26 protein-coding genes, 1 tRNA gene and 1 pseudogene are annotated in these 25,525 nt (G+C 61.0%); 3 read left to right on the top strand and 25 right to left on the bottom strand.

The genetic code is table 11. The annotated features are described in order from the left end of the window. Positions 1–3 precede the first annotated feature (3 nt). The 16 genes from JaAD80_RS15065 to rpsO form a co-directional block, all read right to left on the bottom strand. On the bottom strand, positions 4–1,257 hold the full coding sequence (locus tag JaAD80_RS15065) for an NADH-quinone oxidoreductase subunit D (protein ID WP_034749992.1): 1,254 nt from the start codon (positions 1,255–1,257) through the stop codon (positions 4–6). Continuing rightward, positions 1,257–1,850, bottom strand: a complete 594-nt coding sequence (locus tag JaAD80_RS15060; protein WP_102295135.1) for an NADH-quinone oxidoreductase subunit C — start codon at positions 1,848–1,850, stop codon at positions 1,257–1,259. Before JaAD80_RS15060 ends, JaAD80_RS15065 begins: the two co-directional genes overlap by 1 nt. 17 nt (positions 1,851–1,867) lie before the next feature. Then, positions 1,868–2,344: an NADH-quinone oxidoreductase subunit B family protein gene (locus tag JaAD80_RS15055; protein WP_010399733.1), complete on the bottom strand. Its 477-nt coding sequence runs from the start codon at positions 2,342–2,344 to the stop codon at positions 1,868–1,870. Positions 2,345–2,347: 3 nt separating this feature from the next. After that, positions 2,348–2,707, bottom strand: coding sequence for an NADH-quinone oxidoreductase subunit A (locus JaAD80_RS15050; protein WP_071326314.1), 360 nt, complete (start codon positions 2,705–2,707; stop codon positions 2,348–2,350). A 177-nt stretch (positions 2,708–2,884) separates the two neighbouring features. Then, positions 2,885–2,969 (bottom strand) — tRNA-Leu (locus JaAD80_RS15045). Between the two features lie 202 nt (positions 2,970–3,171). Further along, positions 3,172–3,582, bottom strand: a complete 411-nt coding sequence (gene secG, locus JaAD80_RS15040; protein WP_070255615.1) for a preprotein translocase subunit SecG — start codon at positions 3,580–3,582, stop codon at positions 3,172–3,174. A 28-nt stretch (positions 3,583–3,610) separates the two neighbouring features. Further along, a complete protein-coding gene (gene tpiA, locus JaAD80_RS15035; protein ID WP_102295133.1) occupies positions 3,611–4,360 on the bottom strand; it encodes a triose-phosphate isomerase in 750 nt (249 codons plus the stop codon). Positions 4,361–4,432: 72 nt separating this feature from the next. Further along, complete coding sequence (locus JaAD80_RS15030; RefSeq protein WP_102295131.1) at positions 4,433–5,413, bottom strand: NAD(P)H-quinone oxidoreductase; 981 nt, start codon at positions 5,411–5,413, stop codon at positions 4,433–4,435. 73 nt (positions 5,414–5,486) lie between these two features. Beyond that, positions 5,487–6,095 carry a tetratricopeptide repeat protein gene (locus tag JaAD80_RS15025; RefSeq protein ID WP_102295130.1) on the bottom strand — a complete coding sequence of 203 codons (609 nt, stop codon included), beginning with the start codon at positions 6,093–6,095 and terminating at the stop codon, positions 5,487–5,489. Between the two features lie 68 nt (positions 6,096–6,163). Then, a complete protein-coding gene (locus JaAD80_RS15020; RefSeq protein ID WP_102295128.1) occupies positions 6,164–6,925 on the bottom strand; it encodes a GIN domain-containing protein in 762 nt (253 codons plus the stop codon). Between the two features lie 109 nt (positions 6,926–7,034). Beyond that, on the bottom strand, positions 7,035–7,250 hold the full coding sequence (locus JaAD80_RS15015; RefSeq protein WP_102295127.1) for a hypothetical protein: 216 nt from the start codon (positions 7,248–7,250) through the stop codon (positions 7,035–7,037). A 153-nt stretch (positions 7,251–7,403) separates the two neighbouring features. Next, complete coding sequence (locus JaAD80_RS15010; RefSeq protein WP_180979433.1) at positions 7,404–9,362, bottom strand: methyl-accepting chemotaxis protein; 1,959 nt, start codon at positions 9,360–9,362, stop codon at positions 7,404–7,406. Between the two features lie 134 nt (positions 9,363–9,496). Then, on the bottom strand, positions 9,497–9,793 hold the full coding sequence (locus JaAD80_RS15005) for a hypothetical protein (RefSeq protein WP_102295126.1): 297 nt from the start codon (positions 9,791–9,793) through the stop codon (positions 9,497–9,499). 9 nt (positions 9,794–9,802) lie between these two features. Continuing rightward, entirely contained in the window at positions 9,803–10,498 is a 696-nt protein-coding gene (locus JaAD80_RS15000; RefSeq protein ID WP_102295124.1) for a hypothetical protein, read from the bottom strand. 220 nt (positions 10,499–10,718) lie between these two features. Next, entirely contained in the window at positions 10,719–12,836 is a 2,118-nt protein-coding gene (gene pnp, locus JaAD80_RS14995) for a polyribonucleotide nucleotidyltransferase (RefSeq protein WP_102295122.1), read from the bottom strand. Positions 12,837–13,056: 220 nt separating this feature from the next. Then, entirely contained in the window at positions 13,057–13,326 is a 270-nt protein-coding gene (rpsO, locus tag JaAD80_RS14990) for a 30S ribosomal protein S15 (protein ID WP_010399743.1), read from the bottom strand. A 185-nt stretch (positions 13,327–13,511) separates the two neighbouring features. Here rpsO and bamE point away from each other — a divergent pair, with 185 nt between their 5' ends. Beyond that, entirely contained in the window at positions 13,512–14,009 is a 498-nt protein-coding gene (bamE, locus tag JaAD80_RS14985) for an outer membrane protein assembly factor BamE (protein ID WP_102295120.1), read from the top strand. 160 nt (positions 14,010–14,169) lie between these two features. On the opposite strand, the gene JaAD80_RS14980 is transcribed toward bamE, so the two are convergent. The 9 genes and pseudogenes from JaAD80_RS14980 to JaAD80_RS14940 form a co-directional block, all read right to left on the bottom strand. Then, positions 14,170–15,714, bottom strand: a complete 1,545-nt coding sequence (locus JaAD80_RS14980; RefSeq protein WP_102295119.1) for a 2-isopropylmalate synthase — start codon at positions 15,712–15,714, stop codon at positions 14,170–14,172. Between the two features lie 47 nt (positions 15,715–15,761). Further along, complete coding sequence (gene pssA / locus JaAD80_RS14975) at positions 15,762–16,613, bottom strand: CDP-diacylglycerol--serine O-phosphatidyltransferase (protein ID WP_102295117.1); 852 nt, start codon at positions 16,611–16,613, stop codon at positions 15,762–15,764. A gap of 157 nt (positions 16,614–16,770) precedes the next feature. Beyond that, a complete protein-coding gene (locus JaAD80_RS14970; protein ID WP_102295115.1) occupies positions 16,771–17,526 on the bottom strand; it encodes an SIMPL domain-containing protein in 756 nt (251 codons plus the stop codon). A gap of 172 nt (positions 17,527–17,698) precedes the next feature. Then, positions 17,699–18,454 carry an SIMPL domain-containing protein gene (locus tag JaAD80_RS14965; RefSeq protein ID WP_102295114.1) on the bottom strand — a complete coding sequence of 252 codons (756 nt, stop codon included), beginning with the start codon at positions 18,452–18,454 and terminating at the stop codon, positions 17,699–17,701. Positions 18,455–18,666: 212 nt separating this feature from the next. Next, positions 18,667–19,905, bottom strand: coding sequence for an MFS transporter (locus JaAD80_RS14960; RefSeq protein WP_180979432.1), 1,239 nt, complete (start codon positions 19,903–19,905; stop codon positions 18,667–18,669). A gap of 192 nt (positions 19,906–20,097) precedes the next feature. Then, positions 20,098–20,547, bottom strand: coding sequence for a hypothetical protein (locus JaAD80_RS14955; protein WP_146012398.1), 450 nt, complete (start codon positions 20,545–20,547; stop codon positions 20,098–20,100). Between the two features lie 107 nt (positions 20,548–20,654). After that, a pseudogene (gene ilvC, locus JaAD80_RS14950) lies at positions 20,655–21,668 on the bottom strand (ketol-acid reductoisomerase); the annotation flags it as partial. A gap of 79 nt (positions 21,669–21,747) precedes the next feature. Continuing rightward, positions 21,748–22,239 (bottom strand): acetolactate synthase small subunit, encoded by a 492-nt coding sequence (ilvN, locus tag JaAD80_RS14945; RefSeq protein WP_010399754.1) that lies wholly within the window; start codon positions 22,237–22,239, stop codon positions 21,748–21,750. Positions 22,240–22,241: 2 nt separating this feature from the next. Next, on the bottom strand, positions 22,242–23,969 hold the full coding sequence (locus JaAD80_RS14940) for an acetolactate synthase 3 catalytic subunit (protein ID WP_180979431.1): 1,728 nt from the start codon (positions 23,967–23,969) through the stop codon (positions 22,242–22,244). 496 nt (positions 23,970–24,465) lie between these two features. Between JaAD80_RS14940 and JaAD80_RS14935 the strand changes: the two genes are divergently transcribed. Together JaAD80_RS14935 and JaAD80_RS14930 are read left to right on the top strand one after the other, a co-directional pair. Then, positions 24,466–25,035, top strand: a complete 570-nt coding sequence (locus tag JaAD80_RS14935) for an RNA polymerase sigma factor (protein ID WP_092795059.1) — start codon at positions 24,466–24,468, stop codon at positions 25,033–25,035. Continuing rightward, positions 25,032–25,436 carry a DUF3619 family protein gene (locus JaAD80_RS14930; protein ID WP_102295105.1) on the top strand — a complete coding sequence of 135 codons (405 nt, stop codon included), beginning with the start codon at positions 25,032–25,034 and terminating at the stop codon, positions 25,434–25,436. Before JaAD80_RS14935 ends, JaAD80_RS14930 begins: the two co-directional genes overlap by 4 nt. Positions 25,437–25,525 lie beyond the last annotated feature (89 nt).

Genomic DNA, 25,525 nt, shown 5'->3' with positions numbered 1-25,525 from the left:
CTCTTAGCGGTCAATACTGCCGAACACGATATCTTGCGTACCGATGATGGTCACGGCGTCGGCAAGCATGTGCCCACGCGCCATCTCGTCGAGCGACTGCAAGTGGGCGTAGTCCGGTGCGCGCAGTTTCATGCGGTACGGCTTGTTGGCGCCATCGGACACCAGGTACACGCCGAACTCGCCCTTCGGGTGCTCCACGGCGCTGTAGGCTTCGCCTGGCGGCACGTGGAAACCTTCGGTAAACAGCTTGAAGTGGTGAATCAAGGATTCCATGTTGGTCTTCATGTCGACACGGCCCGGAGGCGCCACCTTGCGGTTGCTGGTCATGACAGGACCTTCATTGTTGCGCAGCCACTCCACGCATTGCTTGATGATGCGGTTCGACTGGCGCAGCTCTTCCACGCGGACCAGGTAGCGGTCGTAGCAATCGCCGTTGGTGCCGATAGGAATGTCGAAGTCCATCAGGTCGTACACTTCGTACGGCTGTTTCTTGCGCAAGTCCCACTGCACGCCCGAGCCGCGCAGCATGGCGCCCGTAAAGCCCATGGCCAGCGCATCTTCCGGCGAGACCACGCCGATGCCGACGGTCCGTTGCTTCCAGATTCGATTATCGGTCAACAGCGTTTCGTACTCGTCCACCGAATTCGGGAAACGGCGCGCGAAGTCTTCGATGAAGTCCAGCAGCGAACCCTGGCGGTTTTCGTTCAGCTTGCCGATGGCCTTGGCGTTGCGGATGATCGACGCCTTGTGCTGCGGCATGGCGTCCGGCAGGTCGCGGTACACGCCGCCCGGACGGTAGTAGGCCGCGTGCATGCGCGCGCCCGACACTGCCTCGTAGGCGTCGAACAAGTCTTCGCGGTCGCGGAAGCAATACAGGAACGGGCCCATGGCGCCAACGTCCAGCGCGTGGGTGCCGAGCCACATCAGGTGGTTCAGGATGCGCGTCATCTCGTCGAACATGACGCGGATGTATTGCGCGCGCAGCGGCACTTCCAGGCCCAGCATCTTTTCGATGGCCATCACGTACGCGTGTTCATTGCACATCATCGACACATAGTCGAGACGGTCCATGTACGGCACGGATTGCAGATAGGTCTTCTGTTCGGCCAGCTTTTCGGTGGCGCGGTGCAGCAGGCCGATATGCGGGTCGGCACGCTGGATGACTTCGCCATCCATCTCCAGCACCAGGCGCAGCACACCGTGCGCGGCCGGATGCTGTGGCCCAAAGTTCAGGGTGTAGTTCTTAATCTCAGCCATTATTTCATCCCGTAATGTTCTTCGCGGATCACGCGCGGCACGTTTTCCCGCGGCTCGATCGTCACGGGCTGGTAAATCACGCGCTTTTGTTCCGGATCGTAGCGCATCTCGACATAGCCGGAGACGGGGAAATCCTTGCGGAACGGATGGCCGATGAAACCGTAGTCGGTCAGCAGGCGGCGCAAGTCGTTGTGACCTTCGAAGAGGATGCCCAGCAGGTCGAATGCTTCGCGCTCGTACCAGTTGACGGCGCGCCAGATACCCACCACGGAAGGCAGCAGCGGCATGTCGTCGTCCGGTGCGAACACGCGCACGCGCACGCGCCAGTTGTGCTTGACCGACAGCAAGTGCGAAACGGCCGCGTAACGCAGGCCGTCCCAACTGCCATCGCCATAGGTCGAGTAATCGACGCCGCACAGATCGATCAATTGCTCGAAGTGCAGGGCCGGATCGTCGCGCAGGGTCTGCATCACGCCCAGGTAGTCTTCCGCCTTGACCAGCAAGGTGACTTCGCCCAGGGTAACCGTGGTGCTAACGCGTTCGCCCAGGGCAGTGCCGAGGGCGTTTTGCAGTACTTCTAAATGTGTTGTCATAATCTGAAGCGGCCCGGTTAGCGTGCGATCGTGCTGGTACGCTTGATCTTGTTCTGCAACTGCATGATGCCGTACAGCAGGGCTTCAGCCGTCGGAGGACAGCCAGGCACATACACGTCGACGGGCACGATGCGGTCGCAGCCGCGCACCACAGAGTAGGAGTAATGGTAGTACCCGCCGCCATTGGCGCAGGAACCCATCGAGATGACCCAGCGTGGCTCCGCCATCTGGTCGTAGACCTTGCGCAGGGCCGGCGCCATCTTGTTGCACAGGGTACCGGCAACGATCATGACGTCGGACTGACGCGGCGACGGACGAAACACGACGCCGAAACGGTCCATATCGTAGCGGGCTGCGCCCACATGCATCATTTCGACCGCACAGCAGGCCAGACCGAACGTCATCGGGAACATAGACCCGGTGCGCGCCCAGTTGATCAGCTTGTCGGCCGAGGTGGTGATGAAACCTTCGCTTAATACGCCTTCAATAGCCATGGCTTATTCCCAGTCAAGGGCACCTTTCTTCCAAATGTACCAAAATCCGACCACGAATTCAGCGATGAACACCATCATCGTGACGAAACCGGCCCAACCCAGGTCGCGCATTGCAACGCCCCACGGGAAGAAGAATGCCGTTTCCAGATCGAACAAAATAAACAGGATTGCGACCAGATAGTAGCGCACATCAAATTTCATGCGCGCGTCTTCGAATGCTTCAAAGCCACATTCGTACGGGGAGAGTTTTGCTGCGTCAGGCTTGTTAGGACCTAACAGGCGCCCCAGGAGCTGGGGAGCGATGCCGACACCGAGGCCGACAAGAATAAACAGCAGGACGGGGAAGTAATTTTCGAGGTTCACGATTGATGAGCTTATATTGAACGATCGGTTAAATGAGGACACTGCGATCATTTGCAGCGTATCTAACGCACGACCCCAATCAAAGCTAAGACCAGGATCGAACGACACATCCTCGTAAAAAAAGCCAGCAACTTTGTACGAGCCATGGCTCGTGCGCCGTTGCTGGCTTCTGATTTCTGGTGCCGACGACGAGACTCGAACTCGTACAGCTTTCGCCACTACCCCCTCAAGATAGCGTGTCTACCAATTTCACCACGTCGGCGGTAAGGCCCGTATTCTACTCTGCTTTGGCGCTAAAGTTAATGCACAAATGCATCAAAACACAGATAAAAACGATAAATTTTTACATCTTCCAGCGCATCACGATTTTTTCCTGCCGCGCTGCTAAAACATTGAGCAATAATCTGCCCGTAATGAGAATTACTCTCGATGAGGTATCGAGTTACTACTCAGCGACTATCGAATTACTTCGGAATCGCGCCGGCCGGGGTGCTGGCAACTGGTGCCGCCGCAGCCGGAGCGCTGGCCGCTGGTGCCGCAGGGGCTGCAGGTACCGTCGTCGGGATCGCGCCCGCGCCGGTCACCGGCACTGGCTTGACAACTTTATCCATCACGCCGCCGCCCACCGTGGTGGCGCGCTGATTGGCCATCAGCGACAGGGCCAGCGTGGCGCCGAAGAAGATCGCGGCGGCAACGCCGGTCGACTTGGACATGAAGTTCGACGAACCCGTCGCACCAAACAGGCTGCCCGATGCGCCCGAACCGAAGGCGGCGCCCATGTCGGCACCCTTGCCGTGCTGCAGCAACACCAGCGCGATAATCGACAAAGCCGAGATAACCTGTACTACCACTACCAGATTGAACATCATGTTCATTGCAATTCCATTCTTAGTTTAAATTAATTCAATCAGCGGCGTGAATAATTGCCAGGAAATCCGCCGCCTTCAATGCCGCTCCGCCGATCAGACCGCCATCGATATCCGGCATCGCCATCAATTCTTTTGCGTTCTCTGGCTTCATGCTGCCGCCGTACAGGATTTGCACGCCGGCCGCCGCTACCGCATTCTTTGCTGCCAACTGGCCGCGCAGCACCTGATGCACATCCTGTGCCATCTGCGGCGTGGCCGTCTTGCCCGTGCCGATGGCCCAGACCGGCTCATAGGCCAGCACCAGCTTGGCCACGTCGTCGGCGCTGATCGCGGCCAGCACGACGCCCAGCTGCTGCGCCACCACCGCGTCGGTCTGGCCCGCTTCGCGCTGCGCCAGGGTCTCGCCGATGCAGACGATCGGCGTGATGCCGGCCGCCAGCGCCGCAACCGTCTTGGCCGCCACGTGCGCATCGTTCTCGCCATGGTAGGCGCGGCGCTCGGAATGCCCGATCACCACATAGCTGCAGCCGAAATCCTGCAGCATGGCGGTCGAGATTTCTCCCGTGTAGGCGCCGCCGGCGTGGGCGGAAACATCCTGCGCGCCCCATGCCAGGGCCGTGCCTGCCAATTGCGCCTGGCACTGCGCCAGGTATGGCGCGGGCACACAGACGGCGCTGGCGGCGCCCGAGGCGCTCAAGCCAGCAACTATTTCAGACAATAACACCGCGTTCGAGGTGCGACTGCCGTTCATTTTCCAATTTCCGACGACGAGTTTGCGACGCATAGTAGCCTAAATTCTAATAACCCGTCATTCTAACTCCAGCACCGATGCCGGTCAAACAGGCAGTGCCCCGTTTCAGGCAACTTGCAACATGATCTTGCCCACGTGCGTGCTCGCTTCCATCAAGGCATGCGCCTCACTGGCTTTTTCCAGAGGGAAAGTTTGATAGATCACGGGCTTGACCTTGCCTGCCTCGATCAGCGGCCAGACGGTCGTGCGCAGGTGATTCGCGATGGCCGCCTTGAAAGCGATGGAGCGGGGACGCAAGGTGGAACCCGTCACCGTCAGGCGGCGGCGCAGCAAGGTGCCCAGGTCCAGCTCCGCCCTGGTGCCGCCCTGCACGGCGATCAGGCCGATGCGGCCATCGTCGGCCAGGCAATCGATCTCGCGCGGCAGGTAGTCGCCGCCGACCATGTCGAGGATGACATCGACACCCTTGCCATCGGTCAGCTGCTTGACGACAGCAACAAAATCTTCCGTGCGGTAATTGATGCCCCGTTCGGCGCCCAGCGCCTCGCAGGCGCGCGCCTTCTCGTCGCTGCCCGCCGTGGCGAACACGCGATGACCGAGCGCGGCCGCCAGTTGAATGGCCGTCACGCCGATGCCGGACGTGCCGCCCTGCACCAACAACGTTTCGCCGTCGGCCAGCGCGCAGCGGTCGAAGACATTGCTCCAGACGGTAAAGAAGTTTTCCGGCAGGGATGCGCCTTCCAGCGCCGTCAAGCCCTTGGGCAGGGGCAGGCACTGGCCGGCGGGCGCGGCGCAGTATTCGGCATAGCCGCCACCCTGCACCAGCGCGCAGACCAGGTCGCCCTTCCTGAATTCGGTGTTGGCAAAATCGCCATCGACGATTTCGCCCGCCACTTCCAGGCCCGGCAAGTCGGACGCGCCGGCTGGCGGCGCGTACTTGCCCAGGCGCTGCAGCACGTCAGGGCGGTTGATGCCCGCCGCGTGCACCTTGATCAGCAGCTCGCCCGTCTTGAAGGCGGGAACGGGACGCTCGGTGATCTGCAAAACGTCGGCGGGACCTGGCTGGCTGATGGCAACTGCGCGCATGGGTGGACTCGTTGAAGGGAAAACGGCGATTGTACGCCAAGCCGCCGCGCCTTGCAGTCCACCCCTCCCCTGGCTAGCCAGCGCCGGTTTTCGACTGGCGCGGCAAGGGCGTGCCCGGCTTCCACTTGGCCGACAGGGCCTGGCCTTCCTCTACCTGCTCATGCGTCATCTTGCGCACCACGGCGGCGCGCTGGTCGGCCGCGTTCGCATTGCCGTTGGCCGCCGCCAGGTTCCACAGCATGTAGGCGATGACGTTGTCCTGCTGCACGCCACCCATGTGGTAGCGGTACATCAGGCCCAGCACCTGCTGCGCTTCCGCATGGTTTTGCTCGGCCGCCTTGCGGAACCAGACCACGGCCTGCTTGTGGTCTTGCAGCACGGAATTGCCCGTGTAATACATGGCGCCCACCACATACTGGGCGTCGGCCTTGCCCTGCTCGGCCGCCTTGCGGTGCCAGAACATGGCTTGCTTGTAATCCTGCGGCAAGCCCCGCCCCATGTAATACATCAAGCCCAGCAGGTGCTGGGCATCGGCATTGCCAGTCTTGGCAAGGGGCAGGATTTCCTTGTAGGCCAGGGCGTAATTCTTGTTGTTGTAGGCGCTGGCGCCTTCGACGAAGCCCGCCCGCGCGGGTAGCTGTATGGCGCACAGCATGAGTAATGTAATGATCAGTTTTTTCATCGGAATGGGATGTGGTCTGACTGCTTTTTCTTTTCTGATCCTGCCCACGGCAGGAGCCTCTTATATCCTTACTTCCAGCTTACTTTGCCCAGGCCCTCGACGCTGACATCACGGTTGGCCGGCTTGCCGTACACCACCACGGAACCGAGCCCACTCAGGTTCAGCTTGGCGTTCGTATGGGCATTGACCAGGGCATTGCCCAGGCCGCTCAATTCCAGGTTCACGGCATCGGCTTCGAATTGCTTCGCATTCAGGCTGCCCAGGCCGCCCAGGCTGGCTTTCAGCACGCGCCCCCGGCCACCGAGCACGACGGAACCGGCACCCTGCAGGTCGAGCTCTGCCTTTTCATTGTTGCCGACCCATATCTGCATGCTGCCCACGCCGCCCAGGCTGGCATACAGCTTGCGGTAGTCGCCGACCACCTTGATGCTGCCCGCACCTTCCAGCGACAGGGTCAGTTCCTCGCCCGTAAAGCCCGTGATGTCCGTGCTGCCAAAGCCTTCGGAGCTGAGCTCGCGCAGGCTGGGCAGGACCAGGTCGGCGCGGATCGACGAGGGACCGATCTTGAAGCCGCGCACTTCCGTTTCGATATGCAGGGTGTCGCCGCTTTGCGCCGTGCTGACATCGGCGATATAGCGCTTGTCGGCCGTGATGCTCAGCGAAGGCACGCTACCCTGGCGGATGCGCACTTCCATCACGCCATCGAGCTTGACGCGCACCACGCGCGCGTCGATGGTGCGCATTTCCAGCAAGCGGGTCTCGGCGGACGCCGCGCGCAGCAGGCCCAGTGTCGCCAGGAACAGCAGCGCCAGTTGCAGTGTCTTTTTCATGTATTACATCCTCGATATCTTGTTTTTATCTGTCAGGGCGCCCGCCGGGGACGCCTGCATTGCATCACGCCTTGCCACTCTAGCAGCGTGGAAAATGGCTGACAATCAATTATGCAAAACGGGCTTTTTCGGCGGCGCTCAGGCGCTTGGCCTTGACTTGCACCACGTGCATGGACATGGCGGCCTTGCCGGCGGGCGCGGCCAGGGTGGCGGTGGAGTTGGCCACCTGCAGGGCTGGCGCGGCAGGGGCGATGGCGTAGCAGCTGGCGCCGATCAGGATGGCGGCGGCGACGGCAATGACTTCCATGTTTTTAGCGATGTTCATCTTGTTCTCCTCGGTGTCTGGCAGTGGGCTTGCGGTATGGTGTGACTATAGCCATACCGCGCCCGGCCGGCACGCCGATTGCGACGAACTGCGCTTTTGGCAGGCTGGCCTGACAAAAACGCGGATAGACGTGCATTTCCCAGCAGAGACTGCTTAAAACTCTTCCCACTCGTCGGCGCCGGACTTGGCCGCCCTGACTGCACTCACCGGCCTGGCAGGAGACAGCGCGCGGGCCGGCGCGCGCGGCGCAGGAGCGGCTGGCTTCGCCTTCAGGCGCGCCACCTGAGCGGATGCCGGCGCTGCCGCAGGCGTATCGCCCAGGCGGAACATGCCGACGGCTTGCGCCAGGTCCACGGCTTGCTCCTGCAGGCTCTCCGCGGCGGCGGCCGCCTGCTCGACCAGGGCAGCGTTCTGCTGCGTCATGGTATCCATGTGCGTGACGGCCGTATTGATCTCGCCGATGCCGGCACTCTGTTCGCGGCTGGCCACGGTGATTTCGCTCATGATGGTCGTCAATTGCTGTACCGACGCCACTACCTGATCCATGGTCTGGCCCGCCTCATTGACGAGGCGGCCGCCGGCATCGACTTTTTCCACCGAGTCGCCGATCAGTTCCTTGATTTCCTTGGCCGCCTGGCTCGAGCGCTGCGCCAGGTTGCGCACTTCGGACGCCACCACGGCAAAGCCCCTGCCCTGCTCGCCCGCGCGCGCCGCCTCGACGGCCGCGTTCAGGGCCAGGATATTCGTCTGGAAGGCAATGCCATCGATCACGCCGATGATGTCGACGATCTTGCGCGAGCTTTCCTGGATGCCGGCCATGGTGCCGACCACCTGCTGCACCACCTGGCCGCCCTTGGCCGCCACGGCCGAAGCGGAGACGGCCAGCTCATTGGCCGCATGCGCGTTTTCCGCATTCTGTTTCACGGTCGAGGTCAGCTCATCCATGGAACTCGCTGTCTCTTCCAGCGCGCCCGCCTGCGCTTCCGTGCGCGAGGACAGGTCGGCATTGCCAGCGGCAATGTCGGCCGATTCGCTGCGCACCAGGGTGCTGATGCTGCGGATCTGCACCAGCACGGTGGCGATCTTTTCAACGAACAAGTTGAAAGCCTTGGCGATCTGCGCCAGCTCGTCCGACCCATCCGCGTCGAGGCGGCTAGTCAGGTCGCCGTCACCGGTGGCAATGGCTTCCATGGCGTCGCGCACCAGGCCCAGGCGGCGCAGGGCGCGCGCCACCAGCGCGCTCAATGCCGTCGCGGCCAGCACCAGCACCAGCAAGGCCGTCAGGGCCGAGGCACGCAGCATGGACGTGAGCGCCTGCGTCGCTTCCGCGCGGTCCAGCACGGTGGCCAGCAGCCAGTCGCTGCCTGGCACTTTACTCACGTGCAAGATACCGTCGCGGCCGCCGAGACGGATGCTGGCGCCTTCGCCGCTCTTTTCGATATCGGCCAGCGCCTGTGCGCTCAGGCCCGGATCCAGTTCGGCCAGCGGCTTCAGGGTCAGCTTGCCATCCGGGTGGGCGATGATCTTGCCGCCGCCATCGACGAGGAAGCCATAGCTGGCCGCCGTCGGCTTGATCGAGGCGACGTTTTGCACCACGGCATCCATCATCACGTCGGCCGCCAGCACGCCCGTGACGCTGCCCTTGCCGCCCAGCGGCTCGGCAAACGTCACCACCAGCTTGCCCGTACTGGCGCCGATGTAGGGCGCCGTGATGATGGGGCCGCCCGCTTCGGAGGCCCGCTTGTACCAGGGCCGCGCCGTGGGATCGTAATCGGCCGCGCGCTGGCGCTCCTGCGAAAATACGGCGTGCTTGTCGGCAAAGCCGATATACGCCATGTCGAAGGTTCCCGCCTGCTCGGCCGCCTTGAGGGCCGGCAAGGGATCGGCGCCCGTGGCGCCCTGCTTGAGCGAAGCGACGACGGCTTGCTTGGAACGCAGCCATTCGGCAATGGCTTGCGCATGGCTGTGCGACAGCTGCAGCATCTGCGTGTCGAGCGCTGCCAGGGTGCTTGAGCGGGTAGTAAAGAAGTTGGCGATGGCGACGGCCAGCATGGCCAGCACGACGATGGAAACGGCGATGGCGATCAGCCGCGCCTTAAGGGAGGACAACATGGTGCATCCAATAAAAAAAGAAAATCGGGAGGGATGCGCCATGGTCAGGGAATAAGATTTTGTCGTCAAGCAATACCGACTATCAATTACCCATAAACAACAATTGATACCGTGCGGTCATAAACAATTATGGATCAGACATCGCCGCGCAGCTTGCGCAAGGCCGGCGATTCGCCACCCGTGAGCTCGATGCGAAAGCGCGCAAACGCCTGCTCCAACTCGGCGTACCGGCGCAGGCCGCCTTCCGTGAAATAGCGCCCGCCTGGAATATCGCCCCACGGCAGCGGCGCGCTCAGGGCGCCGCTGCCCGCCAGGGCCAGCAGCGGCTCGAGCGCGCTGCGCAGGTCGGCCACTTCCATGTCGGCTGGCGCCAGGCGCGCCAGCACTTGCTGCAGTTCGGCGGCACAGGCTTGCAATCGCTGCTGGTCCATGTCCCCTCCTCAATTCTTGATGGTGCCAACCAGCACGGGCGCCGACCACAGGCTGCGGTTTGGCAATAAATATTGCTGGGCGCCGCCACGGCGCCGCACCAGGCCGCCCAACTCCTGGGTCGGCGCCACCTGGCTGACGAACACGTTGACGGTGCCCTTGGGCATGATCTGATACACATCATACAGCGGCGCCTCGCTCTTCAAGGGCAGGCCGAAACAGTCGGCCAGGGTGGGGCAGCGGCTAGATGCCTGCTGCAATTGCGCGCTGGTGGTGAAATACGGCGAATACGGCGACACGCTCTGGCCGTGCGGCACGATTTTCACCAGCGCGGCCGCCATTGCCTGCTGCTCCGGCAAGGTGCTGCCGGAAGCGAGCTGTTCGACGGCCCGCGCATACACGGTATCGGCGGAAGCGGCCGGGTCTGCGGCGCGCAGCTCGCGCAGGAATTGCTGGCCAGGCGCGCTTTCCAGATACGGGTCGATGACTTCCCGCTGCAGACCGACCGTCTTGAAAGTGCTGAGGTCATTGATTTCGCGCGCATGTACGGCGCGCAAGGCGTCGATGTCTTGCGCCGGCATGGCCGTGCTGGCCGCGGCCAGCGGTATCGGCAGCGGCACGGGCGTGGGCGCGCCGTCCATCTGCGCCCAGGCAGCGGGCGAGACGGCAAACAGCAAGACGGCGGCCAGCCGGCATAGTGTGTACATGCTGCATCTCCTTGGAAGACTGGTTCAGGGACCTATCCCCTCCCGAATCTACAAGGCGCGGCAGCGGCCGATACGCGCTGGATCAAGGCCGATGCACAAGCCGGCACACGCTTTCGATGCAGCGCAAACAAGGTGCAAAAACCAGGCGTAAAAAAACCGCCAGGGCTTGCGCGCTGGCGGTTTTGATCATGCGGCCGGGGCCGCAGTCAGACTAAGAAGCTTAAGCGGCTGGCGCTTCGTTGCCTTCAGCAGCTTTCATCGACAGCTTCAGACGGCCGCGGTCGTCCGTTTCCAGCACTTTCACGCGGACCAGCTGGCCTTCTTTCAGGTAGTCGGCCACGGCGTTGACGCGCTCGTTGGCGATCTGCGAAATGTGCAGCAGGCCGTCCTTGCCTGGCATGACTTGCACGATGGCGCCGAAGTCCAGCAGTTTCAGCACGGTGCCTTCGTAGGTCTTGCCCACTTCGACGGAAGCGGTCAGTTCTTCGATGCGGCGCTTGGCTTCCTGGCCGGCAGCAGCGTCGACGGAAGCGATGGTGACCACGCCTTCGTCGCTGATGTCGATCTGGGTGCCCGTCTCTTCGGTCAGCGCGCGGATCACGGCGCCGCCCTTGCCGATCACGTCACGGATTTTTTCCGGGTTGATCTTGATGGTGATCAGACGCGGTGCGAAATCGGACAGTTCGGTTTTGACGTGCGGCATGGCTTTTTGCATTTCGCCCAGGATGTGCTCGCGGCCTTCCTTGGCTTGCGCCAGTGCCACTTGCATGATTTCCTTGGTGATGCCCATGATCTTGATGTCCATCTGCAGCGCCGTGATACCGTTGCGGGTACCGGCTACCTTGAAGTCCATGTCGCCCAGGTGATCTTCGTCGCCCAGGATGTCGGACAGCACGGCAAACTTGCCGCCTTCCTTGATCAGGCCCATGGCGATACCGGCCACGTGTTCTTTCATCGGCACGCCGGCGTCCATCAGCGCCAGGCAGCCGCCGCACACCGATGCCATCGACGAGGAACCGTTCGATTCCGTGATTTCCGATACCAGGCGCACCGAGTAGCTGAACTCTTCAGCTGCTGGCAGGGCGGCGATCAGCGCGCGCTTGGCCAGACGGCCGTGACCGATTTCGCGGCGTTTCGGCGTACCCACGCGGCCCGTTTCGCCGGTGGCGAACGGAGGCATGTTGTAATGCAGCATGAACGAATCGGTGAACTCTCCCATCAGCGCATCGATCTTCTGGCTGTCGCGGGCGGTGCCCAACGTTGCCACGACCAGCGCCTGCGTTTCGCCGCGCGTGAACAGGGCCGAACCGTGGGTGCGTGGCAGCACGCTGGTGCGGATCGAGATCGGACGCACGGTGCGCGTGTCGCGGCCGTCGATGCGTGGCTCGCCGTCCAGGATTTGCGTACGCACGATTTTCGCTTCGATGTCGAACAGGATGTTGTTAACTTCAGCGCTGTCGATAGCCGCGCCGCCGCCGGCAGCCGCTTCAGCCGACAGGTCGGCGATGACTTCCGACGTCGCTGCTTTCAGCTTGGCCGTACGTTCCTGCTTGTCCTTGGTTTGATACGCGTCATTGATCTTGGCGTTGGCGAAATGCGCGACGCGGGCGATCAGTGCTTCGTTTTTCGGCGCAGGCGCCCATTCCACTTCCGGCTTGCCGCCGTCACGCACCAGGTCGTGAATCGCGTCGATGACGACTTTCATCTGGTCGTGGCCGAAGACCACGGCGCCCAGCATGATTTCTTCGGACAGCTGTTTCGCTTCCGATTCAACCATCAGCACGGCCGTTTCGGTACCGGCGACAACCAGGTCCATTTCCGACGTTTTCAGTTGCTGGACGGTCGGGTTCAGGATGTACTGGCCGTTGGCGTAACCGACGCGCGCGGCGCCGATAGGACCGTTGAAAGGCACGCCCGATACGCACAGGGCGGCCGATGCGCCGATCATGGCGGCGATGTCCGGATCGATTTCAGGGTTGACCGACAACACGTGAATGATGACTTGCACTTCATTCAGGTAGCCTTCCGGGAACAGCGGACGGATAGGACGGTCGATCAGACGCGACGTCAGTGTTTCTTTTTCGGAAGGACGGCCTTCGCGCTTGAAAAAACCGCCCGGAATTTTACCGGCAGCATAGGTTTTCTCGACATAATCAACCGTCAAAGGGAAGAAATCCTGGCCTGGCTTGGCATCTTTGCGTGCCACTACCGTTGCCAGAACGACGGTATCTTCGATCGACACCAGCACTGCGCCGGATGCCTGACGTGCGATTTCGCCGGTTTCCAGGGTCACTTGGTGTTGACCGTACTGGAAGGTTTTCGTAACTTTGTTAAACATGGGGTATCCCTTTTCTAATTGCCGACAGATTTTCAGGGGCTGTCGTTCACCTCACCACAGGCGGCGGAAACACCGTTGCCGCCTTTACTACTTTACTTTTAAAACATGATATCGGTAGAGAATACTGCACTTGCCGACAAAAATCCGGATTTCAAATGACAAAATGCCCGCGTCAGCGAACTGGCGCAGGCATTTCTGTATAAACCTTGTACGGCAAAAATTACTTGCGCAGACCAAGTTTAGCGATCAGGTCGCGATAACGGGTAGCGTCTTTAGCCTTCAGGTAGGACAACAGGCTCTTACGACGGTTGACCATCATGATCAGGCCGCGGCGGGAGTGGTGATCTTTCGAGTGGGCTTTGAAGTGGCCGTTCAGTTCGTTGATACGAGCTGTCAGCAGTGCAACTTGCACTTCAGGGGAGCCGGTGTCGTTTTGACCACGTGCGTTGTCCGCGATGATAGCGGCTTTGTTGATGTTTTCTACTGTCATGATAAACCTTTCACATGCGGTGCACAGAGTCTGAACCCTATCCACCGTGAACTACGATTATTAAAATACTGGCCCTAGCTACAAACCAGACGCGCAAGTATATCGGAAAAAAGCCCGCCTGTATCCTGCCGTGCGGGCTTTTCTCGGTGCATGATAGGTTTTTCCTGCATTTCAGGAGGTCAAACATGAAAAAACTGCTCAAATTAGCAACGCCGCTGCTATTTGCCGCGCTGGCCGGCTGCGCCAGCTGGAACGCCCCGCCGCCCCAGCCGGGCGAACCGCGCGCCGCCGTGGAAGCACGCCTGGGCCGGCCGACGGCGATCTACCAGCTGCCCACCGGTCCCGAGCTTGAATACGCCACGGGCCCATATGGCCAGTACACCTACATGGCCCGCTTCGGCCCCGACGACAGGCTCATTTCCTACGAGCAAGTGCTCGACACGCCAGGCTTCGCCAGGATCAAGGTCGGCGTGTCGACCCAGCAGGACGTGCTGCACACCCTGGGCCGGCCGACGGAAAAATCCTATCTGGCGCTGCCGAAACTGCATGTCTGGTCCTACCGCTACAAGGAGTCGGGCGTGTGGGATTCCATGATGCATGTGCACTTCGACCACGATGGCATCGTGCGCATGATGATGAACGGGCCCGATCCCGCCAAGGAAGAGCGGCGCTTCTTCTGGTGATATATTACTAGCGCAACGACGCCAGATAAAACCGTAGCGAGCGGCAGTAAGGCTCGGTGCCCCCCCCCCCTTTGGGCCGAGAAGCGCAGCCGTGCTAGAGCACGGTGAGCATCGCCGGCCGCAAAGCGCGACGCGCAGCAGGTTTAATCAGGCGTCCATCCTACGGCTGGGGATCGATGCGCTCATCCTTGGCGTGCAGTTTATTGAGTGCCGACAAATACGCCTTGGCCGACGCGACAATGATGTCCGGGTCGGCACCCACGCCGTTGACGATGCGTCCGTCGCGCGACAAGCGCATGGTCACTTCCCCCTGCGACTGCGTGCCCGTGCTGATGGCATTGACGGAAAACAAGACCAGCTCCGCGCCGCTGGCGGCCGCGCTTTCGATGGCGTTCACTGTGGCGTCGACTGGGCCGTCGCCCTGCCCTTCACAGCTCAGCTGTTCACCGCCGGCGATGAATTCCACGCGGGCCCGGGGCACGGCGCCCGTGGTCGACTGCTGCGCCAATGAAATGAAACGGTAGTGCTCACTCACCTGCGCCTGCTGTTCCTCGCTGACGAGGGCCATGATGTCTTCGTCAAAAATCTCGGATTTCCGGTCCGCCAGTTCCTTGAAGCGGGCAAAGGCGGCGTTCACTTCCGTTTCCGATTCCAGCGCGATGCCCAGCTCCTGCAGGCGCTGCTTGAAGGCATTGCGGCCCGACAATTTGCCCAGCACGATCTTGTTGGCCGTCCAGCCCACGTCTTCGGCGCGCATGATTTCATACGTCTCGCGCGCCTTCAAGATGCCATCCTGGTGGATGCCGGACGCGTGCGCAAAAGCGTTTGCGCCGACGACCGCCTTGTTCGGCTGCACGGCAAAGCCCGTGATCTGCGACACCATCTTCGAGGCCGCCACGATCTGCGTCGTGTCGATGCCCACCGTCAGGTTGTAATACGCGGCGCGCGTGCGCAGCGCCATCACCACCTCTTCCAGCGCCGTGTTGCCGGCCCGTTCGCCCAGGCCATTGATGGTGCACTCGATCTGCCGCGCGCCGCCAATCATGGCACCGGCCAGCGAATTGGCCACCGCCAGGCCCAGGTCGTTATGGCAATGCACGGACCAGACAGCCTTGTCAGCATTCGGGATGCGTTCGCGCAAGCGCTTGATGGTGTTGCCGAAGATTTCAGGCACGGCGTAGCCCACCGTATCGGGGAAATTGATGGTAGTGGCGCCTTCGGCGATCACGGCTTCCAGCACGCGGCACAAAAAATCCTCGTCCGAGCGGCTGCCGTCCTCGGGACTGAATTCGATGTCGTCCGTAAACTGGCGCGCGTAGCGCACGGCGTTCTGCGCCTGCAATAACACCTGCTCGGGCGTCATGCGCAGCTTCATCTGCATGTGCAGCGGCGAGGTGGCGATAAAAGTGTGGATGCGCTTGCGTTCGGCGGGTGCCAGCGCTTCGGCGGCGCGGGCGATATCGCGGTCGTTGGCGCGCGACAGCGAGCAGATGGTCGGTTCGCGCACGGCGCCGGCAATCGCGCGGATCGACTCGAAGTCGCCCTGCGAGGCGGCGGCGAAGCCCGCTTCGATCACATCGACCTTCATGCGTTCGAGCTGCTTGGCGATGCGCAGTTTTTCTTCGCGCGTCATGGAAGCGCCCGGCGATTGCTCGCCGTCGCGCAGGGTGGTGTCAAAAATGATGAGCCGGTTATTGCTAGTCATGGCTGCTCCTCGCTATGGAAAGAAGTGGCTACCGGCCCAGGGTGTCGTCAGTGCTCCGGGTCCGTCTGGATGATGCTGACCGGCTTGCCTTTCGCCATGCGCCAGAAGAACACGGCATAGCCGGACAAGCCATAGGCAACGAAAATCGGGAACAGCACTTTCGGCGGGTCGATGGAAATCAGGGCGAAGAACAGTGCCAGCAGGAATACGACGATGAAGGGCACGGACTTGCGGAAGTTCACATCCTTGAAGCTGTAGAACGGCACGTTGGTGACCATGGTCAGGCCGGCGAACAGGGCGATCGTCCACGAGACCCAGGCCAGCTGGTTGCCGGCGAATTCCAGGTCATTCATGAGCAGGATGAAACCGGCCACCATGGCCGCCGCCGCCGGGCTGGGCAAGCCCTGGAAGAAGCGCTTGTCGACCACCTGGATATTCGTGTTGAAGCGGGCCAGGCGCAAGGCCGCGCCGGCGCAGTAGACGAAGGCGGCCAGCCAGCCCAGCTTGCCCATGCCGCGCAGCGACCATTCGTAGATCACCAGCGCCGGCGCGGCGCCAAACGAGACCATGTCGGACAGGCTGTCGTACTGGGCACCGAATTCGCTCTGGGTATTTGTCAGGCGCGCGATGCGGCCATCGAGGCCGTCGAGGATCATGGCAATGAAAATGGCCCAGGCCGCGTGTTCGAATTTCTGGTTCATGGCCATGACGATGGCGTAAAAGCCGCAAAACAGGGCTGCCGTCGTGAAGGCATTCGGCAACAGATAGATGCCGCGGCGGCGCAAGGTTTTCTTGCCCGCGCCATCGGCCACCGGCTGGCGCACGAATTTGCTGAAGCGGGAAGCTTTGGATGCTGCGGGAGTGCCGTTCTTGCCTCTACGACGGGGGAAGTTTGCCATGTTGTTCCATATCTTGTGTACTGCCGGGGATTCGGTGCCAGAAGGCAGGCGCATGGCGACTACACCATGCGCCTGCCGATGTTGCCATTATAGAGGAGCCACCGCCAAAGAAAAGCGCGGCGGCATCAAGCTGGCAATATTGACGCCTGTTCAAGGCCTATTTGAACTTGACCTTGGCCACCAGACCCATGTTCAGGGTGGTTTCGCCCGCTTCGAAGCTCGGTTCGGCCACCTGGTTGCCGCCATACGCCACGGCATCGGCGCTCATGTTGCGCGCTCCCGTCACGTTGACGCGCTGCGCGTAGTTGCCCGAACCTTCGAAATCGATGGTATCGATCACCGCATCGTTGACATTGCGGCCCATGGCGCCAGCGATGGCGGCCACGCGCTCGTTGAGGTTCTTGTAGGCGGCAGCGATACGCTGGTCATCGAGCTTGCGCACGGTGGCCGGCGCCAGGCCGAAATTCAGGCGGTTCAGAGTCAGCACGCCTTGCGCCGCCGACACGGTTTTCGGCAAGGCGGCCAAGTTGGTCGTCGTCACCTGCAGATACTGACCAACGCGCCAGCCCGTCGGCACTCTAGGCTTGGCGACGGCACCGGCCGGCAAAGGCCCCGTTTCCGGGTACACGGCATACGTATAGTAGCCCTGGGTTTTCAGCACAGCTTGCGGATCGGCCTTCTTGACGATGGCCACGCCCTGGTTCATTTTCTGGTTCACGCGCGACGCGGCCGCGGCCTTGTCCTTGTCCTGCTCTTCGATGGCCAGGGTGACGGTGACCTGGTCATTCGCATGCACCACTTCGCCATTGGCAGGCACCACCACGAGGGTGCCGGAAGCAGGCAGGCTTTGCGCCTGGGCGGACAGGACAACGGTAGCGGCGGCAACTGCCAGCATCGATTTCATGACGGTCATTCATTTCTCCTAGGGAATTTACAGGCGGCGCATGGCACAGGACTGCACCATGGCTTTTTACTAAGACATTCTAGCGCGGAAAGAGTTGCTATGTCGCAATGTACATGGCACCGCGCTGCCGCGGCCGCAGGGAGCGGCGCGCGGGAGCAATACAACACGCAATACGGCGCGCTTACTTGAACTTGACCTTGCCGACGACACGCATGTCAAGCGTGGTTTCGCCTGGTTCAAAACTTGGTTCGGCAACGGCGCTGTCTTCGCTCATCTTGGCGCTGCGCATCATCATCGGTGCGGCGGCCGGACGGTTTTCAGTGGCGTAATTGCCCGAACCTTCAAAGTCAACGGTGTCGAGCACGGCGTCCGACACATTGCGTCCCATGGCCTTGGCGATGGCGGCCACGCGCTCGTTGAGGTTTTTATACGTGGCGGCGATGCGCTGGTCGTCCAGCAAGCGGATGGTTTCCGGCTTCAAGCCGAAATTCAGGCCGTTCAGGGTCAGCACGCCTTGCGCCGCCGACACGGTTTTTGGCAGGCCCGCCAGGTTGGCCGTTGTCACTTCCAGGTACTGGCCGACACGCCAGGCCGTCGGCAGGCGCGGCTTGGCCACGGCGCCGGCCGGCAATGGACGTTCTTCCGGATACACGGGGTAGGTGTAGTAGCCATACGATTTCAGTGCCGCCGACGGATCGGCCTGCTTGACGATGGCGATACCCTTGTTCATCTTCTGGTTGACACGCGACGCTGCGGCCGCCTTGTCCTTGTCCTGCTCTTCGACAGCCAGGGTCGCAACGACCTGGTCGTTAACATGTTTGACTTCGCCAAATGCGGGTACGACCACCAGGGTGCCGTTGGTCGGCAAGGATTGGGCTTGTGCGCTCAGGGCAACGGTGGCTGCGGCAGCAACAAGGACGGATTTCATCACGGTCATGGGGTACTCCTAGGTGGTTAATTAGTGGCTGACAATCAGGAACGGGACGGTGCAATGCACTGTCCCATTTCACTTGAGAAACTTGTCAAACTGTGTAGATTCTAACGCCTCGAAACTTCCCGTGGCGCAAATTAACAAATCGTCACAAAATGCGCTTGCCAGTCACATCTGCTCACATTTTAATAACAACGTTATTTTATATGACGATGATATCAATGTCCCGCCACCACGCCGCCGCTGCGCCGGCCCGGCTTGAAGCTGTAGCGGCGCGCGCGCCAGGCGATGGTCAAGGCCACCAGCAGCAAGGCCAGCATGGCCCACGGGAACGACGCCGCGCCATAACCGTCGAGCAGCATGCCGCCCGCCAGGCCGCCGCCCGCGATGGCCACGTTCCAGATCGTCGCCACCATCGCTTGCGCCACATCCATGCCGTCGCCGGCCGCGTCGGCCGACGCCGTCTGCAGCAAGGTGCCGGCGCCGCCGAAGGTGATGCCCCAGATGGCCATGCTGACATAGATGACGATGGGAGAGTCCATCGCCAGTCCCAGCACGACCACCACCACGGCAAAGGCGGCAATGCAGCCCAGCACCAGAGTGCGCAGCCAGCGGTCGATCAGCTGGCTGACCAGCCAGATGCCGGCCAGCGAGCCCACGCCGTACACGAGCAGCACCAGGTCGACGCGCGGACGCAAGCCGGACGGCGCCAGGAACGGCGCGATATAGGTATATAAAATATTATGCGCCAGCATCCACGCGACGATGACAAACAGGATCGGCCGCACGCCCGGCGTCATGAATACTTGCCGGATGCTCAGGCGTTCGCCATTCTTTTGCCCCGGATAATCAGGCACGGCCAGCAATACCCACGCGACCAGCACCACGGCCAGGCCGGACATGATGCCGAAGATGCTGCGCCAGCCCAGCACGCCCCCCATCAAGGTGCCCAGCGGCACGCCCAAGGACAGGGCCAGCGGCGTGCCGATCATGGCAATGGCCATCGCCCTGCCCTGCTGCTCGACACTGACCATGCGGCGCGCATAGCCGGCCATCAAGCCCCAGGCCAGGCCGGCCGCCATGCCGGTGACGAAGCGCGAGGCCAGGGCAACCATATAGTTGGGCGCCAGGGCCGTCGCCGTGTTGAAGATCAAGAAGCCGATGATGGCCAGCAGCAAGACATTGCGCCGGCGCCAGCCGCTCGTCAGGGCCGTCAGCGGGATCGCCGTCAGGATGGAACCGATGGCATAGACGGTGACCAGCTGGCCCGTCATGACTTCGGAAATATTCAAGTCGCGGGCAATCTGCGGCAGCAGTCCGGCCGGCAAGGTTTCCGACAATAGAGCGAGAAACGCCGTCATCGCCAGGGCCAGCAAGGCCAGCACGGGAAGCCGTTCGGCAACGGAGGATTCGGCAGTGCCCGGCATGGGTACTGCGGTGGTGGTGCGGTCAGTCATAGGGGTCCTTCAGATTGCGCAGGCAGCTGGTAAGCCAGCGCCTGGCGTGCTACGAAAGCGGTGATGCGCGTTGCGGTCGGCAGATACCGAAACAGATGCAGTCCACAGGAAACTGCAAAGGAAGGGCGGGATTATATAGGAAGATGAAAAGACAGGAGGCGGGCGAAAAGCGTGCGCGCCAAAACAGCGCGCTCACGCTGGCGTCATGCTGGCATCATTGGCCGCCTTGCGTGGCGAAAACCAGGCATTCGATTTCGGGCTGTACAGGACGGCGCAGATGACGGCGAACATGAGCGTGCCAGGCAGCACGTTCATCTTCAGCGGCACGCTCGCCAGGCAGATCGCAGTATCGATCACGCCCCACACCAGATATACGGTGCGGGCGCCACGCAGCCTTTGCAGCATGGCCAGCGCTGCCACCAGGGTAATGCCCATGCTGAAGATCATAATCGCGTATTGCACCTCGGCGGGAATCACGCCGTCCGCCATCCCGGCCAGCCTGGCGGAATCGTTGCGGCCAAGGCAGGCCGACACCAGCGCTGACAGGGAGCCGAAAATCAGAAACCAGCAGCTGATGGTGACGGGGAAGGGGCGCTTGAGCACATGGAGATTGCCGACAAAAACTTTAGAAAAAACAAGCATGGCGCTGACGGTATGGTGGACTGGCCTCGATTGTAACGGATGTTGCCTGCCAGGCGAGGCGCAAAAAAAGCCGGCTTGCGCCGGCTTCTTGTGAAGAACGATACTGCTTAGTTTTTCGACTGGTCAACCATCTTGTTCTTGGCGATCCAAGGCATCATGGCGCGCAGTTTCGCGCCCACTTCTTCGATCTGGTGCTCGGACGTCAAACGGCGGCGCGAGATCAGGGTCGGTGCGCCTGCCTTGTTTTCCAGGATGAAGCTCTTCGCGTATTCGCCCGTCTGGATGTCTTTCAGGCATTGACGCATCGCATCCTTGGTGGCCGAGGTCACGACTTTCGGGCCGGTCACGTATTCGCCGTATTCGGCGTTGTTCGAGATCGAGTAGTTCATGTTGGCGATGCCGCCTTCATAGATCAGGTCGACGATCAGCTTCAGTTCGTGCAAGCACTCGAAATAAGCCATTTCAGGCGCGTAGCCCGCTTCCGTCAGGGTTTCGAAGCCGGCCTTGATCAGTTCCACGGCGCCGCCGCACAGCACGGCCTGTTCACCGAACAAGTCCGTTTCGGTTTCTTCGCGGAAGTTCGTTTCGATGATGCCGGCACGGCCGCCGCCGTTGGCCGAGGCGTACGACAGGGCGATATCGCGGGCGATGCCCGATTTGTCCTGGTACACGGCGATCAGGTGCGGCACGCCGCCACCCTGGGTGTAGGTGGCGCGCACGGTGTGGCCTGGCGCTTTCGGCGCGACCATGATCACGTCCAGGTCGGCGCGTGGCACGACTTGGCCGTAATGCACGTTGAAGCCGTGGGCGAAGGCCAGCACGGCACCTTGCTTGGCGAACGGCGCGATGTTTTCGTTGTAGACCTGGGCGATGTTTTCATCCGGCAGCAAGATCATGATGACGTCGGCCGCTTTCACGGCGTCGTTGACTTCCGCCACTTTCAGGCCCGCTTGCTCGACCTTGGTCCAGGAAGCGCCGCCCTTGCGCAGGCCGACGGTGACGTTGACGCCCGAATCGTTCAGGTTTTGCGCGTGAGCATGGCCTTGCGAACCGTAGCCGATGATGGCCACGTTTTTGCCTTTGATCAAGGAGAGGTCAGCGTCTTTGTCGTAAAAAAACTTTCATGGTATTTCCTATATATTTGATGATGCGTTGTTGTTTTAAATGCGGCGCCAGGGCCGCGTAGTGCTGCTTATATTTTTATACTTTGAGGATGCGTTCGCCGCGGCCGATGCCGGAACCGCCCGTGCGGACGGTTTCCAGGATGGCGGCGCGGTCGATCGAATCGATGAACGCGTCCAGCTTGACCTTGTTGCCCGTCAGCTCGATCGTGTACGTCTTTTCGGTGACATCGATGATGCGGCCACGGAAGATATCGGCGGTGCGCTTCATTTCCTCGCGCTCCTTGCCCACGGCACGGACCTTGATCAGCATCAACTCGCGTTCGATATGCTGGCCTTCGGTCAGGTCAACCACCTTGACCACCTCGATGAGGCGGTTCAAGTGCTTGGTGATCTGCTCGATGATGTCGTCCGAGCCGCTGGTGACGATGGTCATGCGCGACAAGGTCGAATCTTCCGTCGGCGCCACGGTCAATGTTTCGATGTTGTAGCCGCGTGCCGAGAACAGGCCCACCACGCGCGACAGGGCACCCGCTTCGTTTTCCAGCAAGACAGAAATAATATGGCGCATGATCAGAGATCCTCCGAGCCGAGCATCATTTCGGACAGGCCCTTGCCGGCTTTCACCATTGGCCACACGTTTTCGGACTGGTCGGTAATGAAGTTCATGAATACCAGCCTGTCTTTCATGCCAAACGCCTCTTTCAGGGCGCCGTCGACGTCGCCCGGTTTTTCAATTTTCATGCCCACGTGGCCATATGCTTCGGCCAGTTTTTCAAAGTCCGGCAGCGAATCCATGTACGACTCGGAATAGCGCGAGCCGTAATCGATTTCCTGCCACTGGCGCACCATGCCGAGGAAACGGTTGTTGAGCATGATGATCTTCGGCGTCAGGTGATACTGCTTGCACGTGGCGAGCTCCTGGATGCACATCTGGATCGAGCCTTCGCCCGTGATGCAGGCAACGGTGGCGTCCGGGTTGGCCATCTGCACGCCCATGGCGTACGGCAAGCCGACCCCCATGGTGCCCAGGCCACCGGAATTGATCCAGCGGCGCGGCTTGTCGAAGCGGTAGTACTGCGCCGCCCACATCTGGTGCTGGCCCACGTCGGACGTGATGAAGGCATCGCCCTTGGTGATCTGGAAGACTTTCTCGACCACCGATTGCGGCTTGATGACCAGGTCGGAGGTCGGGTATTTCAGGCATTCGCGGCCACGCCATTCGGCGATCTGCTTCCACCAGTTGCTCAATGCACTGACGTTCGGCTTGGCTTCGGCCGCGTCAAGCTGCGCGAGGAACTCGATCAGCACATCCTTGACGTTGCCGACGATGGGAATATCGACCTTCACGCGCTTGGAAATCGACGATGGATCGATGTCCACGTGGATGATCTTGCGCGGATGCGAGGCGAAGTGTTTCGGGTTGCCGATCACGCGGTCATCGAAACGCGCGCCGATGGCGATCAGCACGTCGCAGTTCTGCATCGCCATGTTCGCTTCGTAGGTGCCGTGCATGCCGGGCATGCCGACAAACTGCTCGCTCGAGGCGCGGTAGGCGCCCAGGCCCATCAAGGTGTTGGTGCAAGGGAAACCCAGGCGGTCAACCAGCTTGTTCAGCTCGGCCGAGGCATTCGCCAGGATCACGCCGCCGCCCGTGTAGATCATCGGGCGTTCGGCTTGCAGCAGCAATTGCACGGCCTTGCGGATCTGGCCCGAATGGCCCTTGTCCACGGGACGGTAGGAACGCATCTCGACTTCCTTCGGGTAGTCGAAATGGCATTTGTGCATGCTGATATCCTTCGGGATATCCACCAGCACGGGGCCGGGACGGCCAGTGCGGGCGATAAAGAAGGCTTTCTTGATCGTCGCTGCCAGGTCCTTGACGTCCTTGACGAGGAAGTTGTGCTTGACGACGGGGCGCGTGATGCCCACGGTATCGCATTCCTGGAACGCATCCTGGCCAATGGCGTGGCTCGGCACCTGGCCGGAGATCACCACCATGGGAATCGAGTCCATATAGGCGGTCGACAGGCCCGTGACGGCATTCGTGACGCCCGGACCGGACGTGACGATGGCGACACCGACTTTGTTCGAGCTGCGCGAATAGGCATCGGCGGCGTGGATCGCGGCCTGCTCGTGGCGTACCAGGATATGCTGGAATTTGTTTTGCTGGAAGATGGCGTCGTAGATGTAGAGTACGGCTCCGCCCGGATATCCAAAGACGTGCTCGACGCCCTCTTCAGCCAGACAGCGCACGACAATTTCTGCGCCGGTCATGGGTCCTGTTGCTTCGGTATTCATGAAACATTCCTTTCAAGGTCCATTGGAGATTGATCGGATGTTCTTTCCTGACGAAGTTCGCTGTGCGCGACAGTGCTCCTGCTTCCCTTTTCATGCGGTCACGGCATTTCTTTGGGCACCCATAGATACCTTACAAAACAACGCTTAACGCAACTCGTTTGGCCGGAGTTTCTGTGGCGCCTGAACGAACCGCTCGCGCTTGTGGCGCGGGTTAGAACAAACTGCCTACAAATGAAAGCGCGTCTTGCCGCGGATGGCGTTGTGTGCCGGTCGCGACCTGACCATACAGCTTTGGGGTGTTCAAAGCGTCCCATACGTTATCGCGTCGCACCATTATGGTCAAGGAAAATGTCAGCGGAAATGCCTTTTTGCTCATGCAAGGTGCAAAAACCATGCGGAAACGCACATTTTTTGCTAGCATGCCTCAGTTTACAAAATGCAGTCCCGCCTCCATTTCGCCCACAGCACACGCAGCCGCTAGCTCGCCCCATACCGCATGGCAACAGACAAAGAATTATCCGACTTTCTAGAAAATGTCGAGCGGCGCGCTTTCAAGCAGGCCGCCTACGCGGTCCGCAAGGATGAATCGGCGCTCGATATCGTGCAGGATGCGATGATCAAGCTGGCCGAGAAATACGGCGACAAGCCGGCCGCCGAACTGCCGATGTTGTTCCAGCGTATTTTGCAGAACACCATACTGGACTATTTCCGCAGAGAAAAAGTCCGCAACACCTGGGTCAGCCTGTTTTCCGGCATGAAATCTTCCGGCGACGAGCATGACGATTTTGAACTATTGGACACGTATGAAGCCGAACAGGGCAGCAGCGCCGCAGAATCTTCGGCCGATCAGGTCGAACGCGCGCAAATCCTTGATTTGATTGATGAAGAGGTACAAAAACTGCCTGCACGTCAACGCGAAGCGTTCCTCATGCGTTATTGGCAGGACATGGATGTGGCTGAAACAGCGGAGGCGATGGGTTGCTCCGAAGGTAGCGTGAAAACACATTGCTCCAGAGCTACCCACACGCTCGCCGAATCGCTGAAAGCCAAGGGAATAAAATTATGAACACCGACGATCTCAATTTCGCTTACAAAGTGCGCCATGCACTGAACGAAAAACTCGACGACCTGCCCGCCTCGACCACCGACCGCCTGGCAGCGGCACGCAAGCTGGCCCTGTCGCGCAAGAAAGCCGATGCGCCGGCCGCCGTCGCCGTGCGCAAGGACGTCTTGGCCGGCATCGCCAGCCATTTGCTGGTCGAACCGCTGTCATGGCTGGGCCGCATGAGCGTCATCATCCCGCTGCTGCTGCTGGTCGGCGGCATGGTGGGCATTTATCAGTTTGAGCAGGAACAACATATTGCCGAACTGGCAGAAATCGATGCCGCCGTGCTGTCCGACGAATTGCCGCTGTCCGCCTATATGGACCATGGCTTCAACGCCTACCTGACGAAACGCGAGCAATAAGCATGGCACGCATCAGCAAACGCACTGGCTGGCTCGCCGCCGGCATCGGCCTGGGCGCCTGCGCGCTGGCCGGCGCCGCCTGGATGGGC

Source organism: Janthinobacterium sp. AD80, from assembly GCF_002878455.1.
In the GTDB taxonomy this organism is placed as follows: Bacteria; Pseudomonadota; Gammaproteobacteria; order Burkholderiales; family Burkholderiaceae_D; genus Janthinobacterium.
This window is presented reverse-complemented; position numbering and strand designations above follow the sequence as displayed.

Coding starts and splice junctions, on each gene's coding strand:
- JaAD80_RS14935 (WP_092795059.1), top strand. CDS start 24,466: ATGGCAACAGACAAAGAATTATCCGACTTTCTAGAAAATGTCGAGCGG.
- JaAD80_RS15000 (WP_102295124.1), bottom strand. CDS start 10,498: ATGTACACACTATGCCGGCTGGCCGCCGTCTTGCTGTTTGCCGTCTCG.
- secG (WP_070255615.1), bottom strand. CDS start 3,582: ATGAACATGATGTTCAATCTGGTAGTGGTAGTACAGGTTATCTCGGCT.
- ilvN (WP_010399754.1), bottom strand. CDS start 22,239: ATGCGCCATATTATTTCTGTCTTGCTGGAAAACGAAGCGGGTGCCCTG.
- JaAD80_RS15060 (WP_102295135.1), bottom strand. CDS start 1,850: ATGACAACACATTTAGAAGTACTGCAAAACGCCCTCGGCACTGCCCTG.
- JaAD80_RS15020 (WP_102295128.1), bottom strand. CDS start 6,925: ATGAAAAAGACACTGCAACTGGCGCTGCTGTTCCTGGCGACACTGGGC.
- bamE (WP_102295120.1), top strand. CDS start 13,512: ATGAAAAAACTGCTCAAATTAGCAACGCCGCTGCTATTTGCCGCGCTG.
- JaAD80_RS14980 (WP_102295119.1), bottom strand. CDS start 15,714: ATGACTAGCAATAACCGGCTCATCATTTTTGACACCACCCTGCGCGAC.
- rpsO (WP_010399743.1), bottom strand. CDS start 13,326: ATGACAGTAGAAAACATCAACAAAGCCGCTATCATCGCGGACAACGCA.
- JaAD80_RS15065 (WP_034749992.1), bottom strand. CDS start 1,257: ATGGCTGAGATTAAGAACTACACCCTGAACTTTGGGCCACAGCATCCG.
- JaAD80_RS14955 (WP_146012398.1), bottom strand. CDS start 20,547: ATGCTTGTTTTTTCTAAAGTTTTTGTCGGCAATCTCCATGTGCTCAAG.
- JaAD80_RS14965 (WP_102295114.1), bottom strand. CDS start 18,454: ATGACCGTGATGAAATCCGTCCTTGTTGCTGCCGCAGCCACCGTTGCC.
- pssA (WP_102295117.1), bottom strand. CDS start 16,613: ATGGCAAACTTCCCCCGTCGTAGAGGCAAGAACGGCACTCCCGCAGCA.
- JaAD80_RS15025 (WP_102295130.1), bottom strand. CDS start 6,095: ATGAAAAAACTGATCATTACATTACTCATGCTGTGCGCCATACAGCTA.
- JaAD80_RS15010 (WP_180979433.1), bottom strand. CDS start 9,362: ATGTTGTCCTCCCTTAAGGCGCGGCTGATCGCCATCGCCGTTTCCATC.
- JaAD80_RS14930 (WP_102295105.1), top strand. CDS start 25,032: ATGAACACCGACGATCTCAATTTCGCTTACAAAGTGCGCCATGCACTG.
- JaAD80_RS15005 (WP_102295126.1), bottom strand. CDS start 9,793: ATGGACCAGCAGCGATTGCAAGCCTGTGCCGCCGAACTGCAGCAAGTG.
- JaAD80_RS14970 (WP_102295115.1), bottom strand. CDS start 17,526: ATGACCGTCATGAAATCGATGCTGGCAGTTGCCGCCGCTACCGTTGTC.
- JaAD80_RS15055 (WP_010399733.1), bottom strand. CDS start 2,344: ATGGCTATTGAAGGCGTATTAAGCGAAGGTTTCATCACCACCTCGGCC.
- tpiA (WP_102295133.1), bottom strand. CDS start 4,360: ATGCGTCGCAAACTCGTCGTCGGAAATTGGAAAATGAACGGCAGTCGC.
- JaAD80_RS15015 (WP_102295127.1), bottom strand. CDS start 7,250: ATGAACATCGCTAAAAACATGGAAGTCATTGCCGTCGCCGCCGCCATC.
- JaAD80_RS14940 (WP_180979431.1), bottom strand. CDS start 23,969: ATGAATACCGAAGCAACAGGACCCATGACCGGCGCAGAAATTGTCGTG.
- JaAD80_RS14960 (WP_180979432.1), bottom strand. CDS start 19,905: ATGACTGACCGCACCACCACCGCAGTACCCATGCCGGGCACTGCCGAA.
- JaAD80_RS15030 (WP_102295131.1), bottom strand. CDS start 5,413: ATGCGCGCAGTTGCCATCAGCCAGCCAGGTCCCGCCGACGTTTTGCAG.
- pnp (WP_102295122.1), bottom strand. CDS start 12,836: ATGTTTAACAAAGTTACGAAAACCTTCCAGTACGGTCAACACCAAGTG.